The 14,674-nt window shown below is 63.6% G+C and carries 14 protein-coding genes; 8 read left to right on the top strand and 6 right to left on the bottom strand.

What is annotated here, in order from left to right:
* The first annotated feature begins 82 nt into the window (after positions 1-82).
* Both clpP and ACEN8U_RS17480 read left to right on the top strand, forming a co-directional pair.
* A complete protein-coding gene (gene clpP / locus ACEN8U_RS17485) occupies positions 83-766 on the top strand; it encodes an ATP-dependent Clp endopeptidase proteolytic subunit ClpP (protein ID WP_041745721.1) in 684 nt (227 codons plus the stop codon).
* Between the two features lie 108 nt (positions 767-874).
* The gene (locus ACEN8U_RS17480; protein ID WP_310107162.1) at positions 875-2,500 is read left to right on the top strand and encodes an NYN domain-containing protein; all 1,626 of its coding nucleotides are present in this window, start codon (positions 875-877) and stop codon (positions 2,498-2,500) included.
* 41 nt (positions 2,501-2,541) lie between these two features.
* Here ACEN8U_RS17480 and ACEN8U_RS17475 read toward each other — a convergent pair whose 3' ends face one another.
* The 3 genes from ACEN8U_RS17475 to xseA all read right to left on the bottom strand — a co-directional run bounded on the left by ACEN8U_RS17475 (position 2,542) and on the right by xseA (position 5,587).
* Complete coding sequence (locus tag ACEN8U_RS17475; RefSeq protein WP_015003604.1) at positions 2,542-3,120, bottom strand: glycine zipper family protein; 579 nt, start codon at positions 3,118-3,120, stop codon at positions 2,542-2,544.
* Positions 3,121-3,388: 268 nt separating this feature from the next.
* Positions 3,389-3,967 carry a superoxide dismutase [Fe] gene (sodB, locus tag ACEN8U_RS17470; protein ID WP_015003605.1) on the bottom strand — a complete coding sequence of 193 codons (579 nt, stop codon included), beginning with the start codon at positions 3,965-3,967 and terminating at the stop codon, positions 3,389-3,391.
* Between the two features lie 240 nt (positions 3,968-4,207).
* Positions 4,208-5,587: an exodeoxyribonuclease VII large subunit gene (xseA, locus tag ACEN8U_RS17465; protein ID WP_015003606.1), complete on the bottom strand. Its 1,380-nt coding sequence runs from the start codon at positions 5,585-5,587 to the stop codon at positions 4,208-4,210.
* 580 nt (positions 5,588-6,167) lie between these two features.
* Between xseA and lpxK the strand changes: the two genes are divergently transcribed.
* From lpxK to ACEN8U_RS17440, 5 genes are all read left to right on the top strand, one after another.
* Positions 6,168-7,184, top strand: coding sequence for a tetraacyldisaccharide 4'-kinase (gene lpxK / locus ACEN8U_RS17460; protein WP_041745723.1), 1,017 nt, complete (start codon positions 6,168-6,170; stop codon positions 7,182-7,184).
* Complete coding sequence (locus ACEN8U_RS17455; protein WP_006050060.1) at positions 7,165-7,368, top strand: Trm112 family protein; 204 nt, start codon at positions 7,165-7,167, stop codon at positions 7,366-7,368. Before lpxK ends, ACEN8U_RS17455 begins: the two co-directional genes overlap by 20 nt.
* Positions 7,369-7,594: 226 nt before the next feature.
* Complete coding sequence (gene kdsB, locus ACEN8U_RS17450) at positions 7,595-8,395, top strand: 3-deoxy-manno-octulosonate cytidylyltransferase (RefSeq protein ID WP_015003608.1); 801 nt, start codon at positions 7,595-7,597, stop codon at positions 8,393-8,395.
* A gap of 208 nt (positions 8,396-8,603) precedes the next feature.
* Positions 8,604-9,269 carry an adenylate kinase gene (gene adk, locus ACEN8U_RS17445; RefSeq protein ID WP_013589442.1) on the top strand — a complete coding sequence of 222 codons (666 nt, stop codon included), beginning with the start codon at positions 8,604-8,606 and terminating at the stop codon, positions 9,267-9,269.
* A 198-nt stretch (positions 9,270-9,467) separates the two neighbouring features.
* Positions 9,468-10,226 carry a 3-hydroxyacyl-CoA dehydrogenase gene (locus ACEN8U_RS17440; protein WP_015003610.1) on the top strand — a complete coding sequence of 253 codons (759 nt, stop codon included), beginning with the start codon at positions 9,468-9,470 and terminating at the stop codon, positions 10,224-10,226.
* Positions 10,227-10,379: 153 nt separating this feature from the next.
* Here ACEN8U_RS17440 and ACEN8U_RS17435 read toward each other — a convergent pair whose 3' ends face one another.
* Entirely contained in the window at positions 10,380-11,222 is an 843-nt protein-coding gene (locus ACEN8U_RS17435) for a SirB1 family protein (protein ID WP_013589444.1), read from the bottom strand.
* A gap of 5 nt (positions 11,223-11,227) precedes the next feature.
* Complete coding sequence (murJ, locus tag ACEN8U_RS17430) at positions 11,228-12,778, bottom strand: murein biosynthesis integral membrane protein MurJ (protein ID WP_015003612.1); 1,551 nt, start codon at positions 12,776-12,778, stop codon at positions 11,228-11,230.
* 552 nt (positions 12,779-13,330) lie between these two features.
* On the opposite strand from murJ, the gene rpsT reads away from it, so the two are divergent.
* Positions 13,331-13,609, top strand: a complete 279-nt coding sequence (rpsT, locus tag ACEN8U_RS17425) for a 30S ribosomal protein S20 (RefSeq protein ID WP_013340322.1) — start codon at positions 13,331-13,333, stop codon at positions 13,607-13,609.
* A gap of 198 nt (positions 13,610-13,807) precedes the next feature.
* On the opposite strand, the gene ACEN8U_RS17420 is transcribed toward rpsT, so the two are convergent.
* The gene (locus tag ACEN8U_RS17420) at positions 13,808-14,155 is read right to left on the bottom strand and encodes a DUF3579 domain-containing protein (protein ID WP_013589446.1); all 348 of its coding nucleotides are present in this window, start codon (positions 14,153-14,155) and stop codon (positions 13,808-13,810) included.
* Positions 14,156-14,674: the final 519 nt, after the last annotated feature.

The raw sequence follows: 14,674 nt of genomic DNA, 5'->3' as shown, positions 1-14,674 counted from the left end.
CAGGCGGGCGAAAAAAATTTCCTGTCACGCTGCCTGCAGCTGGGTCGTCATAGGGACAGTAGCCCACTTTGACGAGACAACCATGCAACCCAGCTATCTACCCGCCACAGGCCTCGGCCTCGTGCCAACCGTTATCGAGCAGTCCGGCCGCGGCGAACGTGCCTACGACATCTATTCGCGCCTGCTGCGCGAGCGGATCGTGTTTCTGGTCGGCCCGGTGAACGAGCAGTCGGCCAGTCTCATTGTGGCGCAACTACTGTTTCTGGAGTCGGAGAACCCGGACAAGGACATTTCGTTTTATATCAATTCGCCGGGCGGGTCGGTGTACGACGGGCTCGCAATCTACGACACCATGCAATTCATCAAGCCGGAGGTATCTACCTTATGCACCGGGTTCGCTGCGAGCATGGGCACGTTTTTGCTGTGTGCGGGCCAACGCGGCAAGCGGTATGCCTTGCCCAACGCGCGCATCATGATTCACCAGCCTTCCGGCGGCAGCCAGGGCACGGCCGCGGACATCGACATTCAGGCGAAAGAAGTGCTTTACCTGCGCGAACGCCTCAATGCCATGATGGCCGAACGAACCGGGCGCAGCGTGGAGGAAATCGCGCGCGACACGGACCGCGACAATTTCATGTCCGCGTTCGCGGCAAAAACGTATGGCCTCGTCGACGAAGTACTGGAAACTCGCGCGGCACTCGGCGCCTCTTCCAGCTCCTCTTCCGTCGCCTCCTCCGGCGCATCAAGCAGGCGCAATGACGTGTAGCCCGGCGCGGCTCTCTGCGTTGCCAGGACAAAATCTGATCCCGTTGGCTGGAATCGCTATCATGGTCGCGATTCGTCGACTCCGACGAGCGCTTCAATGGAGATCTACATGGCGTCATCCAACGAAACCGTCAGCATGGCGCTATTTTGCGACTTCGAGAATGTCGCATTGGGCGTGCGCGACGCGAAATACGACAAGTTCGACATCAAGCTGGTGCTCGAGCGTCTGTTGCTCAAGGGCAGCATTGTCGTCAAGAAGGCGTATTGCGACTGGGACCGCTATAAGAGTTTCAAAGGTGCAATGCACGAGGCCAATTTCGAGTTGATCGAGATTCCGCACGTGCGTCAATCGGGCAAGAATTCCGCGGACATCCGGCTTGTCGTCGACGCGCTCGACCTTTGCTATACGAAGTCTCACGTCAATACGTTCGTCATTATCAGCGGCGATTCGGACTTTTCACCCCTCGTGTCGAAATTGCGTGAGAACGCGAAACAGGTCATCGGCGTCGGCGTCCAGCAATCCACGTCGGACCTGTTGATCGCGAACTGCGACGAGTTCTTTTTCTACGACGACCTGGTGCGCGAGAGTCAACGCGCGGTCGCCAAACGGGAGTCGTCGCGGCAACAGAAAAGCGCTCAGCCGGCAGCCAAACCGTCGCAGGACGAAGAGAAAAGCCGCAACAAGGAAGACCTCGAAAAGCGCCGCACGAAGGCTGTCGAGATCGCCGTGCAGACGTTCGACGCGCTTGCTTCGGAGCGAGGCGACAGCGGGAAAATCTGGGCGTCGGTGCTCAAGAACGCGATCAAGCGGCGCAAGCCCGATTTCAATGAAACATATTACGGTTTTCGCGCGTTCGGGAACCTGCTCGAAGAAGCGCATGCGCGCGGCCTGCTTGAATTTGGCCGCGACGAAAAGTCAGGCGCCTATGTGTATAGGAGCACGGTTTCAGGCGTTCTCGGAGAAAGCGCGAGCGAGCCCGTGGCCGAGCAGACAGGGGCACCTGCGGGCACGCCTGTCGACATAACGGAGGAAGCGGAACAGCCTGACGTTCACCAGACCGTTGGAGCGGCGCAAGCGGATCAGGGAAAAAAGCAGGACTCTCGCCGTCGGGGTCGCGGTGAGCGAAAGCGAGCCGCGAGCCAGCCAGCCGCCCGCGAAGTCGCACATGAACGGGCGCGCCAAAGCGCGCGTGATACCACGCAGGAAAGCGCGCACGAAACAGGACCGCAAACAGCACAACAAACAGCATCGAAATCCACAAACGCAGGACACAGCGAAGAAGAACGAGAAGGAGAACACCGGCACGGTCAAGCCGAACCGGGAGATCCGCCAACCGTAACGACGCATGCGCCGGCGCGGGGAAACGACGCCTCGTCGGAATTGCAGCGACCGCCGACGGCAGAATCGGGCCATGCTTTAGACCACGATGCCACCGCCGAAAGCGCCGAATTGCAGCCCGCCGACGCGACGCAGTCCAAGCGTCGCAAGCAACGCGAGCCACGTAAGGCGGCGGCGAAGAAAACCAGCAAGCCGGCAGCCGCAGCGTCGGGCGGCAAGGCAGACACCGCGGAGACCGCAGACACCGCGGATACCGCTGAGACCGCACTATCCTCGACTCCGTCTTCGACCATCGCAGACGAAACACCCAAGGCCCGCAAAAAAGCGGCGCGAAAGACCACCTCGTCGCGCAACCGCGGGCCGCGCAAGACAGCGGGAGGCAATGACGCCGAATAGGTCACACCTGCGTCACGCCTCTCAGCCGCGGCATGCGGGCCTCAGTAGTAGGGGTAAGGCGCGTAAATAACCGGCGGCGGTCCGTAATAGCGGCGCGGCGGCGGCGCAACGTAGACGGGTGCCGGCGCATAGACCGGCTGCGGCACATACACCGGCATTTGCGGCTGCGAGATCGTATTGCCCTTCGAGGTCATGCATTGCGAGTAGGCCGCGTCGTACCGTGCTTGCAGGCTATTTGCCGAATACTGCGCACCGTTCGCGCCCGCGGCGCCGCCCACCAGCAAACCGCTGCCAGCGCCGATAGCCGCGCCCGCCCCTGCATTACCGGCTGCCGCGCCAATGAGCGCGCCGACAGCCGCCCCACCCAACGTGCCCACCGCAGCACTGTTGACGCTGTTCGTGGTTGCGCTCTGGGAAGCACCGGCCGGATCAGACGAGCGGAACGCATAGTCGCGGCAAGCGTAGTCGTCTTGCTGGAATTGACCGAGCGGCTCGCCGCTGCGCGGCAGAGCCACCACCGAAGGACCGCCCGGCGGCACCACGGCGCAGCCGCCCAGCAACGCAAGCGCGGCGGCGCACAGAGGAAACGCGACGCGTATGGGTGTGAGACTCGGAATCATGATGGTGCGATTAGCATGAGATTGGAAATCACACGTTATGCCAATGCACGCACGCAATGTTTACCGGATGGTTACCGTATGTTTTGCGCCGACCGCAAAGCCGCGCCGGGAGCCCGAGCCGCGCGCCTCGCCTCATCGCACGGTTACGAACGGTGACAAAGATTGCACGAGCCCGAAACCTCGAGCTACAGCGGCGCGCAAAAAGCAAAAAGCCCTCGCGCGGAGGGCTTTTCCCGATGCCTGGCTGATGCCTGGCTACAGTCAGAAATTACGCGAAGTTCTTCGACGCAAATTCCCAGTTGACGATGTTCCAATACGCTTCGACGAACTTCGGACGTGCGTTGCGATAGTCGATGTAGTACGCGTGTTCCCACACGTCAATGGTCAGCAGCGCTTTTGCGTCCGTGGTCAGCGGCGTGGCAGCGTTGCTCGTGGACACGAGATCCAGCGAACCGTCGGCCTTCTTCACGAGCCATGCCCAGCCCGAGCCGAACGTGCCGATCGCGGTCTTCGCGAACTCTTCCTTGAACTTGTCGAACGAGCCCCACTTCGCGTTGATCGCGTCCGCCAGCGCGCCGGTCGGTGCGCCGCCACCTTGCGGCGAGAGGCTGTTCCAGAAGAACGTGTGGTTCCACACCTGGGCTGCGTTATTGAACACGCCGCCCGACGACTTCTTCACGATTTCTTCGAGCGACAGGTTCTCGAACTCCGTGCCCTTGATCAGATTGTTCAGGTTGGTCACATAGGTCTGGTGATGCTTGCCGTAGTGAAACTCGAGCGTCTCTTCCGACATGTGCGGAGCGAGCGCGTTTTTCGCGAACGGCAACGGCGGGAGCGTATGTTCCATGGTGCTTTCCTTCAGTCTGTATCTGTTGTGGGGAGTCTGCGGATAACGCTTCAGAGCATTCGATTGTAGGCGACTTGGAATAACCCCGCAAACCAACGGACTTTATGTCCGACATCGGCGAGTGGTCCGCAAAAACGGCGTCATCGCTGCGTGCGTTTTGCTGCATTTTGCCGAGTTTTGCGGAGGAGGCGCCGCGTCGGACAGTCAAAACTACACGCACGCAATAAAGCCAACCCGATGTCAGAAACCATCGGCAAGACGCGGCTGCACGTCGGCCAATGCGACGTCGGCGGTGCCCTCGGCGAGATGCATCGTCAAGCGGCGCCCCGGTTTGAGCGACGAAGGCGCGCGCACCGCGCGACCGGTCTGCGCATCGAGCACGGCCGCGTAACCGCGCTCGAGCGTGCGCTGCGGACTCAACACCTCGAGCCGCGCCGACAGCGTGGCAATCCGCGCGGCCTGACGTTCGTGCTGGCGCAACAACGCGGCGTCGAGCCGTTGCGCGAGACTGCCGAGCCGCGCCTGATGCGCGGCGAGATCGGGACGCCAGCGCTGCCAGCGCATCTGCAGCAGCGAAAAACGCGCTCGAGCATCGCGCACGGGCCTTGCGCCCGCCGACGCGAGTCGCGCGCTCAGCTGCTGCAAATGCGTGCGCTGCCGCGCGAGACGTTCGGCGGGCGACACCAGCCGGCGCGAGAGCCAGTCCAACTGCTGGGCGCGCCGCTCCATCATCCGGCCGAAGCCGCGCGCCAGCGCCGCATGCCGATGATCGAGCTCGCGCAACAGCAGCACGCGCTGCGGGCTCACCAGTTCGGCCGCGCCTGTGGGCGTGGGCGCGCGGACATCGGCGGCGAAATCGGCAATCGTGAAATCGGTTTCGTGACCGACGCCGCTCACGACCGGAATCGCGCTCGCGGCAATGGCCCGCGCGAGCACTTCTTCGTTGAAAGCCCACAGGTCTTCAATCGAGCCGCCGCCGCGGCATACGATCAGCACGTCCACCTCGCGCCGCGCGCTGGCCGCATCGACCATCGCCGCCAGCTTCGCGCTCACGCCCGCCCCTTGCACCGGGGCGGGATAGATGATCACCGGAATATGCGGCGCACGGCGCGACAGCGTGGTGAGCACGTCCCGCAGCGCGGCTGCCTGCAACGACGTCACGATGCCGATGGCGCGCGGGTGCGAGGGCAGCGCACGCTTGCGTTCCGCGGCGAAAAGGCCCTCGGCTTCGAGCTGGGCCCTGAGTCGCAGGAACGCTTCGTAAAGACGGCCCTGACCGGTCCGCCTGACCGCCTCGACGTTCAGTTGCAACTCGCCGCGCGGCTCGTACATTGTGACGAGCGCCCGCACTTCGATACGGTCGCCTTCTTTCGGCATGAATTCGGCGTACTGTGCGCGGCCGCGGAACATCACGCAACGCATCTGCGCTTGCGCGTCCTTGATCGAGAAGTACCAGTGTCCGCTGGCGGCGCGCGTGAAGTTCGAGACTTCGCCCGCGACCCACACGAGCGGAAACGAGCGCTCCAGCATGCTGCCGATTGCGCGGTTCAGAGCGGAAACAGGAACGACGACTTCGCCGCCGGGCATCGTCGACGAGGTAAAGGGACTGTCGGAATTCATGCGAGGGATCGTGGTGACTGGCGGGACAGACGATAGACCGACCGGCCATTCCCGTCCAGCGCGCCGAGCAAATTGTTAAAAGTGTCCACATGTCGGGACTCACAAGGCAGATTCCGCCACGCGCCGGGCGAAACTACGGAAAAGAGGGGCATCCTCTTGATTTTTATGAAATTTAATGATGCCCCTCGCGGTGGTTTGCCGATGCAAGGCGCCTGCAACGGCCCTCGCGGCGAGGCGGTGGGCCGGTTCTCCACAAAGTTATCCACAGGCGCTACGAGGCCCACACGGCGCGGCGACGGCATAAGACGCAGTGCGCGCGACTTGCAGCCGGGGACGCGTGCGCGCTAGAGTGGCGGGTTCGGCAGTAACGGTAAGCCGCGCCGTGGGGCGCCGCCTCGGGCCTGCAACGGACGACGTCAACGCACGCCGCCCGCCTTGCCGCCACTTTTCCTTCTGTGCCACATTTCTCGACCGTCCGGAGAATCGCGCTGATGCCTGTCCCGCGTATTGCCCCTGGCGCCTTTACGCCGCCCTCGCGCCGACCCGCGAGCAGTGCGCCGCCTGCCCGCCCGGCTTGCCGATGAGTGGAATCTTCGATCGTCTCGAAACGCGCGTCGCGCGCGAGTGGCAGCACCGCGGACCGCTTGCCTGGTCGCTGACGCCGCTCGCGTGTCTGTTCGGCGCTGTCGCCGCGTTACGCCGCGCCGCCTTCTCGCTCGGCTGGTTGAAGTCCGTGCGCGTGGGCGTGCCGGTCGTCGTGGTGGGCAATGTGACCGTCGGCGGCACGGGCAAGACGCCGACTGTGATTGCGCTCGTCGAAGCGTTGCGCGCCGCCGGCTTCAATCCCGGCGTGGTGTCGCGCGGCTACGGCGCTCGCGTGAAGACGCCGACGCCGGTGACGCCCGCGTCGGCGGCCAGCGTGGGCGGCGACGAACCGTTGCTGATTTCGCGGCGCACCGGCGCACCGGTCTGGGTATGCCCCGACCGCGTGGCGGCGGCCGAGGCGCTGTGCGACGCGCATCGCGATGTAGATGTCATCGTCAGCGACGACGGCCTGCAGCACTACCGCCTCGCGCGCGACGCCGAACTCGTCGTGTTCGATCACCGTCTTGGGGGCAACGGTTTTCTGTTGCCGGCAGGTCCGTTGCGCGAGCCGCTCTCGCGCCCGCGCGACGCCACGCTGATCAACGACCCTTACGCCAAGACGCTGCCCGCGTGGCCGAACACCTTCGCACTTCAATTGGCGCCCGCCGATGCGTGGCACCTCGAGAACCCCGCGTTGCGGCGTCCGCTCGCGCAGTTCAGCGGCGAGCGCGTGCTGGCGGCCGCCGGCATCGGCGCGCCCGAGCGTTTTTTCGCCACGCTGCGCGCCGCCGGCCTCTCGCCGCAGACCCGCGCGCTGCCCGATCACTACGCGTTCGAGCGCAATCCGTTTGCCGACGCCCACGCCGATGCCATCCTGATAACAGAAAAGGATGCGGTAAAATTAGGGTCCTGGCGCGACGCGCGCATCTGGGTCGTTCCCGTCGAAGCCGCGCTCGATCATCGCCTGATTGCAATAGTTGTGGAGAAAGTCCGTGGACGCTCGCCTGCTTGAAATCCTCGTCTGCCCCATCTGCAAGGGCCCGCTCAGCTACGACCGTTCCGCGCAGGAGCTGATCTGCAACGCCGACAAGCTTGCGTATCCGATCCGCGACGGCATCCCGGTCATGCTGGTCGACGAGGCGCGGCAGACAGTCGAAGGCACGCCCGTCGATCTGAATCCGGGCTCCGTGGCCTGACGCACGACCGGCTAGCGGGCGGCGAATCCACGTTGAGGCACGACGGCGTCAGGCTTGCGCCCCGCGCAGGCGGCACGTGCCAGCAGTGTTCCGAGCGCGCCTGCGTGGTAGTTTGAACCTTGACTGCCTGTCGCCCGCCGGCTCCTGGCGGCGGCGTCGTTGCTGATCCGACGTCGCGGCCGTCGTCGCCGACCCACCTCCTGCATTCTCACCTTTGCCCTCTCCGATGAACCACATCGACACCGTCACGCCTCCGTTCATCGCCGTCGTGCCGGCGCGCCTCGCGTCGACCCGCCTGCCCAACAAACCGCTCGCCGATATCGGCGGCAAACCGATGGTGGTACGGGTCGCCGAGCGCGCACGCGAGTCGGGCGCACAGCAGGTGTTGATCGCGTCGGACGCGCAGTCGGTGCTCGACGCCGCCCGCGAACATGGTTTCGAAGCAGTGCTGACGCGCGCCGATCATCCGTCGGGCACCGACCGTCTCGCCGAAGTCGCGTCGCAATTCGGCTGGAGCGACGAGACGATCGTGGTCAACGTGCAAGGCGACGAACCGCTGATCGATCCGTCTCTCGTGTGCGGCGTCGCGTCGCACCTCGCGGCGCGCAGCGATTGCGCGATCGCGACCGCGGCACATCCCATTGCCGATGCCGCGGAAATCTTCAATCCGAACGTCGTCAAGGTCGTGCTCGACGCGCGCGGCGTCGCGCTTTACTTTTCGCGCGCGCCGATTCCCTGGGCGCGCGACGCCTACCAGCCGCACTGGCCCGACGTCGCGTCGATGCCCGTGCCGCCCGCGCCGGCAGTGGTTCATCGGCACATCGGGCTGTATGCGTATCGCGCCAAATTCCTGCGCAGCTACCCCGACCTCGCGATCTCGCCGATCGAACAGGTCGAAGCGCTCGAGCAATTGCGCGCGATGTGGCACGGCGAGCGCATCGCGGTTCTGGTCACGCCCGAGATGCCGCTTCCGGGCGTCGACACGCCTGCGGATCTCGCGCGTGTGCGGGCTTTATTCGGGTCTTGAGCGCAAAAACCCGTGGCATAATCGGACGCTTGTGCGCGCCTCCTGTTGTTAGCGAGAGCCAGGGTTTGCCCGGTCGCACCGCACGTGTTTCTGCAGCGCCGTCCTCGACGTGCAGCGCGAAATGCGAAGCGGCAGCCGACGCGGGTCCCTCGCCCCTCGTAGGATGGCTGCAGCGCCACCAAGAATTCACATAGATCTGGAGATACACATGCGTTTGATCCTTTTGGGTGCACCCGGCGCGGGCAAGGGCACTCAGGCAAACTTCATCAAGGAAAAGTTCGGCATTCCGCAGATTTCCACCGGCGACATGCTGCGCGCGGCCGTCAAGGCCGGCACGCCGCTCGGTCTCGAGGCGAAGCGCTTCATGGACGCGGGCGAACTCGTCACGGACGAGCTGATCATCAACCTCGTGAAAGAGCGTCTGCAACAGCCGGACTGCGCCAACGGCTATCTGTTCGACGGCTTTCCGCGCACCATCCCGCAAGCCGAAGCAATGAAGCAGGCGGGTGTCGCGATCGACTACGTGCTGGAAATCGACGTGCCGTTCGACGAGATCATCATGCGGATGAGCGGCCGCCGCTCGCACGCCGCGTCGGGCCGCACGTATCACGTGAAGTTCAATCCGCCGAAGGTCGAAGGTCTCGACGACGTGACGGGCGAGCCGCTGATCCAGCGCGAGGACGACAAGGAAGAAACGGTCAAGAAGCGCTTGCAGGTGTACGAAGCGCAAACCAAGCCGTTGATCGACTACTACAACGGCTGGGCAAAGAACGGCGACGCCACGACGTCGTTGAAGGCACCGCAATACCGCCGCATCTCGGGCCTCGGCACGGTCGAGGAAATCCGCGACCGCGTGTTCGAGGCGCTGAAGTAATCCAACGCTTCGGCCCTCACAGGCAAACGAAACCCGCCCTCTTCCGGCGGGTTTTTTATTGCCCGCTCGACTGCGTTCTTCACGCCCTTCCGCACGATCGTTTTAATTTGCTCCTCGGCGATGACGATGTGGGATCATCCATGATCGACAAGCGATTCAATCTGGACTTTATTTACCGCATCAAGCAAAGGAGCAGAGATGGAGATTCGTGACAACGCATTCCTGATCACCGGCGGCGCCTCGGGCCTCGGCGCCGCCACGGCGCGTCTTCTCGCGGAGAACGGCGGCAAGGTCGTGCTTGCCGATCTGAACCAGGACGCGGGCGAGGCGCTGGCGGGAGAACTCGGCGGCGTCTTCGTCAAATGCGACGTGAGCCGCGAAGACGACGCGACGCGGGCAGTCGAGGCGGCGACGAAGCTCGGCACGCTGCGCGGCCTCGTCAATTGTGCGGGCGTGGCGCCCGCCGCCAAGACCGTCGGCAAGGACGGTCCGCATCCGCTCGACTCGTTCACGCGCACCATCTCGATCAATCTGATCGGCACGTTCAACATGATTCGGCTTGCGGCCGCCGCGATGTCGAAGAACGAGCCCAATGCAAACGGCGAGCGCGGTGTGATCATCAACACGGCTTCGGTTGCTGCCTACGACGGCCAGATTGGCCAGGCGGCCTACGCGGCGTCGAAAGGCGGCGTGGTCGGCATGACGCTGCCCATCGCACGCGACCTGTCGCGCAACGCCATCCGCGTGATGACGATTGCGCCGGGCATCTTCGAAACGCCGATGCTGCTCGGCATGCCGCAAGAGGTGCAGGACGCCCTCGGTGCCATGGTGCCGTTCCCGCCGCGCCTCGGCAAACCGGCGGAATACGCAATGCTCGCGAAGCAGATTTTCGACAATCCGATGCTCAACGGCGAGGTGATCCGTCTCGACGGCGCGATCCGGATGCAGCCAAAGTAAGCCCATTTGCGCCGCACGCCGCTTTTTCCGCGCGGAGCGAAGCGGCGCAGCGCATTGCACTCCACTGCAATCCGGGCCAACGAAAAACGCCTGCACATGAAGCATGTGCAGGCGTTCGGTATTAACGCGCCCGAAAGCAGCAAGTGCCGGTTGCTAATCGCCTTCGTTGTGCTGCGTGCGCTGACGCAATTCCTGCAATTGCGACTCGACGACCGTTGCGTCTTCCGCATCCGGACATTCGCCGAGATAACGCTCGAGGTCTTCGAGCGCCGGGCGCAGATAATCGAGGCGCGCGTACGCGAAGCCGCGGTCGCGGACTTCTTCGATACTCTCGGGCAGCAGAATCACGAGACGCTGCTGCACGGCAAGCAGACGCTGCCAGCGCTCCGTCTGCAAGTAAGTGGACTTCAGATTGCGCAACATGCGCGCGATGATCTCGCGCCGCGTAGCCGGCTGCAGCAGCATGCGCAGCGCCCGGCTGACCGATTCGCCGGCCGAGGCCACATAGGGCTCCAGCATGTCGACCATTTCGGACTCCGACAGCGAATGTCCGCTGGTGGGGTCGAGCATGACGTCGCCGTCGGGTGTGGTGACGCGCAGCAGGAAATGGCCGGGAAACGACACGCCGCGCGCCGGAATCCCGACCTGCTCGGCCATCTCCAGATACAGCACCGCGAGCGAAATCGGAATGCCGCGGCGACGCTTGAGCACCGCGTTCAGGTGGCTGTTGTCCGGATCGTAATAGTCGTTCAGATTGCTGGCGAAACCGAGTTCGCGGAAGAAAAACCGGTTCAGAATGCCGACCTTCTGGCGAATGTCGGCGTCGTCCGGCATGCGGCGCTGCAGGCGCACCACGAGCTCGTCGATCTCGGCCAGCGTGCCTTGCAGATCGAGGTCGGGGTAAGCGTCCTGCGCGAGCGAGAGCGCCGCCTCGGTCAGCGGCAAACTGTCGTCTTCGGCGACGAGCGTGCTGAAATAGTCGAGAACTCGCGTCATCGTGATCACTTCACTCGCCTTTTGAAATACGCGTACTTGAAGCCCATCAGCCAAAGCATACCGAAATATAGCGCAGCAAACAGCACGAGGCAGGCCGCGAGCAGCGCGATACGGTCGAGTGGCCGGTCATGCATGCCGATCCAGTCGAAGCTGCGCGACAGCCAATGCATGGCACCCGCGAGGACGAGACACGCGCCGAGCAACTGCACGAAGAACTTGAGCCAGCCGCTCGACGGCATATAGATGCCGCGCTTGCGCAGGCCGAGGAACAACAGCAGCGCGTTGCCGCAAGCACCAAGCCCGACGCTCAGCGTGAGCCCCGCGTGCGCGAAAATCGGCACGAATACGTAGTTGCTCAACTGCGTGAGAAGCAGCACGACGATACCGATTTTCACCGGCGTCTTGATGTCCTGCTTCGCGTAGAAACCGGGCGCGAGAATCTTGATCAGGATGAGGCCGATGAGGCCGACGCCATAAGCCGCCAGCGCGCGCCCCACCATCACGACCGCGTTGCCGTCGAACTTGCCGTAGTGAAACAGCGTGGCCGTCAGCGGCTCGGCGAAGAAAAACAGCGCGACGGCGCTCGGCGCGGCCAGCAGAAACGTGACGCGCAAGCCCCAGTCGAGCAGCGAGGAATATTCGTGCGGGTCGGCGTCGACGTGCGCTTTCGAAAGGCTCGGCAACAGGATGGTGCCGAGCGCGACGCCGAGGAGCGCGGTCGGGAACTCCATCAGCCGGTCGGCGTAATTGATCCAGGACACGGCGCCCGGCCCGATGCGCGACGCGATATTCGTATTGATGATGAGACTGATCTGCGCGACGGACACCGCGAACATCGCCGGCACCATTTTCCAGAGCACACGCTTCACGCCGCGATGCGCGAGCGCGCGCAGCGGATTGAGCCCGATGCGCGGCACCATGTCGATTTTCTTGAGACCAGGCAGTTGCACGAGAAACTGCAGCAGGCCGCCGGCGATCACCGCCCACGCGAGCGCGTAGACCGGCGTATGCATGCGCGGCGCCACAAACACCGCGGCCACGATGAACGATACGTTCAGCAGCACCGGCGCGAACGCGGGCAGCGAGAAGTTTTTGTACGTATTCAGCACGCCGGACGCGAGCGACGTCAGCGATATGAAGATGATGTACGGGAACATGATGCGCGTCATGGCGACCGCGAGCGCGTAGGCCTGGCCTTCGTGAGCAAGGCCGGAGGCGACCACGAACACCACGCCCGAGGCGCCCAGCACGCCGAGAAGCGACAGCACCGCGAGCGCCCAGGCGAGCACCGTCGACGTGGCGTCGACGAGCGCCTTGGTCGCGTCATGTCCCTGCTGGTTCTTGAACTCGGCGAGGATCGGCACGAAGGCCTGCGAAAACGCGCCTTCGGCGGAAATGCGGCGCAGCAGATTGGGAATGCGGAAGGCGACGTAGAACGCGTCAGTGTATTGACTGGCGCCGAACGCGCGAGCGATCAGCGTTTCGCGGGCCAGTCCGGTCACGCGCGACAACAGCGTGAAGCCGCTGACCGTCAGCAGGGCTCGGAATAGATTCATGGGGCGCTTATTATACGGGTGCCGCAAAGGCGGACGACGAGCCAGGAAGCGATTCGGACCGGTTTGGCTCGCAGACGTTCGGCGGCGGCGGCGAAATCCGCTGGATTTTCTTGTCCGCGGGGTGCGCGGCGCGCGGCCGGCCGCGTCCCTGAGCAAAGTTCCGGCGGCCGAACCTTGCAGCGCCCGCAGCTCGGAGGCGCTGGCGCTCTAGTGCATTTCCGTTGCCACGTCCCTGATTTTGTTGCTATAATCGCCGGTTTCGAAGCTCGCTCAGTTGTCGAACGTTCGCGGACGGCTTCCGGATGAGGTCCAGGTCGGCACGAAGTTGCCTGCAGTAGTTACCTGCAGCTGCCGCCCATTCCTCCCTACATGCCGGAACATGGCGCCGCAAACGCGGGCCCGGCTTCGCGTAGTAGTTCGATCGTTTTTAGTTCGATCTCTTTCGACACTTTTGCGCTCTTGGACAATCGCTTCCAAGAGTTCGGATCTAAAAGCAGCGCCTCACCACTTGAAGGTCAGGTACTGGAAACAGGAACAGGATAAGGAACCGTCATGGCTAACTCCGCACAAGCACGCAAGCGCGCCCGCCAGGCCGCCAAGGCAAACTCGCACAACTCGGCACTGCGCTCGAAGTTCCGCACGGCTATCAAGGCAGTGCGCAAGGCGATCGACGCCGGCGACAAGGCTAAGGCCGCTGAAATCTTCCAGGCATCGTCGAAGACCATCGACATCATTGCCGACAAGAAGATCATTCACAAAAACAAGGCGGCTCGCCATAAGAGCCGCCTCGCCGCAGCCATCAAGGGTCTGCAGGCGTCCGCAGCACAGTAATTCCGGTCAGCCCGCTCCGGCGGGCTACCTCCTGTTTCCGCTGCGCATGAAAGCCCGCTTTGGCGGGCTTTTTTGTTTGCGCTGCATTTGCGCTGCATTTGCGCGTCGTCGCTCGCCGCCGCCGGAACCGCCACCGCCGCGCATAAAAAAACCCGCCGATTGCGGGTTTTGCTTTGCGGCGAGCCTGCTCGCCTTGCCTCAGATGATGTGCCGCTTCGCTTGCGGCGGGGGCGCATGCTCGAGTTCGAGCTCGCAGGCCTCGGTCACCACGAGGTCGTTGTCTTTCGCGAAGTTCATGACGAAATCGAACGCCATGGGTTCGATGTCACGCAAACGGGAATCGAGAATCACGCATTTCAGGTCACCAATCATGGTGGGCCGGACATACAGCGAGTACTGCATGTAAGCGTTCGGGCCTTTCTTCGCGCCCGGTCCAAATGCCGACATCACACCCGCGAGACGCTCCGACCAGTCGCTCGGCCGGAATCTTTTTCCCGTCGACGTGATGCCCTGAATGAAGTATTCGGTTGGAGCTGCTTCGGCCATGTAGAAATACCTGTGTGACTGCCCAGCGGAAGACGGCGACAGCAAACAATAGACGGACTGTAAAGCGCTGTGCCCCGCTTTGTGCCCGCTTTGTGCCCGCCGTGTGCCCGGCCTCCATGCGCCGATCGGGAGCGCCCGCACCGCGCAGACCGTAACTGTGCAGGACGGGCGGCCCTACGCTGACCGCGGTGTGGCGGCTTTGACGCGTGCCGCGCGCGGCGCCGCGCGTGCAGCGGCGACCCGTGTGCACCACGAACCGGCCTTGCGAACGGCGCTAGCGATGCCGTGCCCCGACGAGCCAGGCACCGGCCTGCTGGGCCTTGGAAGAACCCGCAGATTATAGCGCAGCGAGTGTTTTTCCGCACTGCACACAAGCTTGTTCCGACAGCGCAGCGAGACTTTCAAACCGCTTTCCCGGGCCTTACCCGGCCTTTTGGCCGACTCGTCAAACGAGGCGAAATCCTTTATGCTGCATTGAGTTACCACAAAACGACGGCGGCGCCGTCCGGCACTCCTACC

This window comes from Paraburkholderia phenoliruptrix, from assembly GCF_047325075.1.
In the GTDB taxonomy this organism is placed as follows: Bacteria; Pseudomonadota; Gammaproteobacteria; order Burkholderiales; family Burkholderiaceae; genus Paraburkholderia; species Paraburkholderia phenoliruptrix.
The sequence above is the reverse complement of the archived record's forward strand: the minus strand, read 5'-3'. Positions and strand labels throughout refer to the sequence as shown.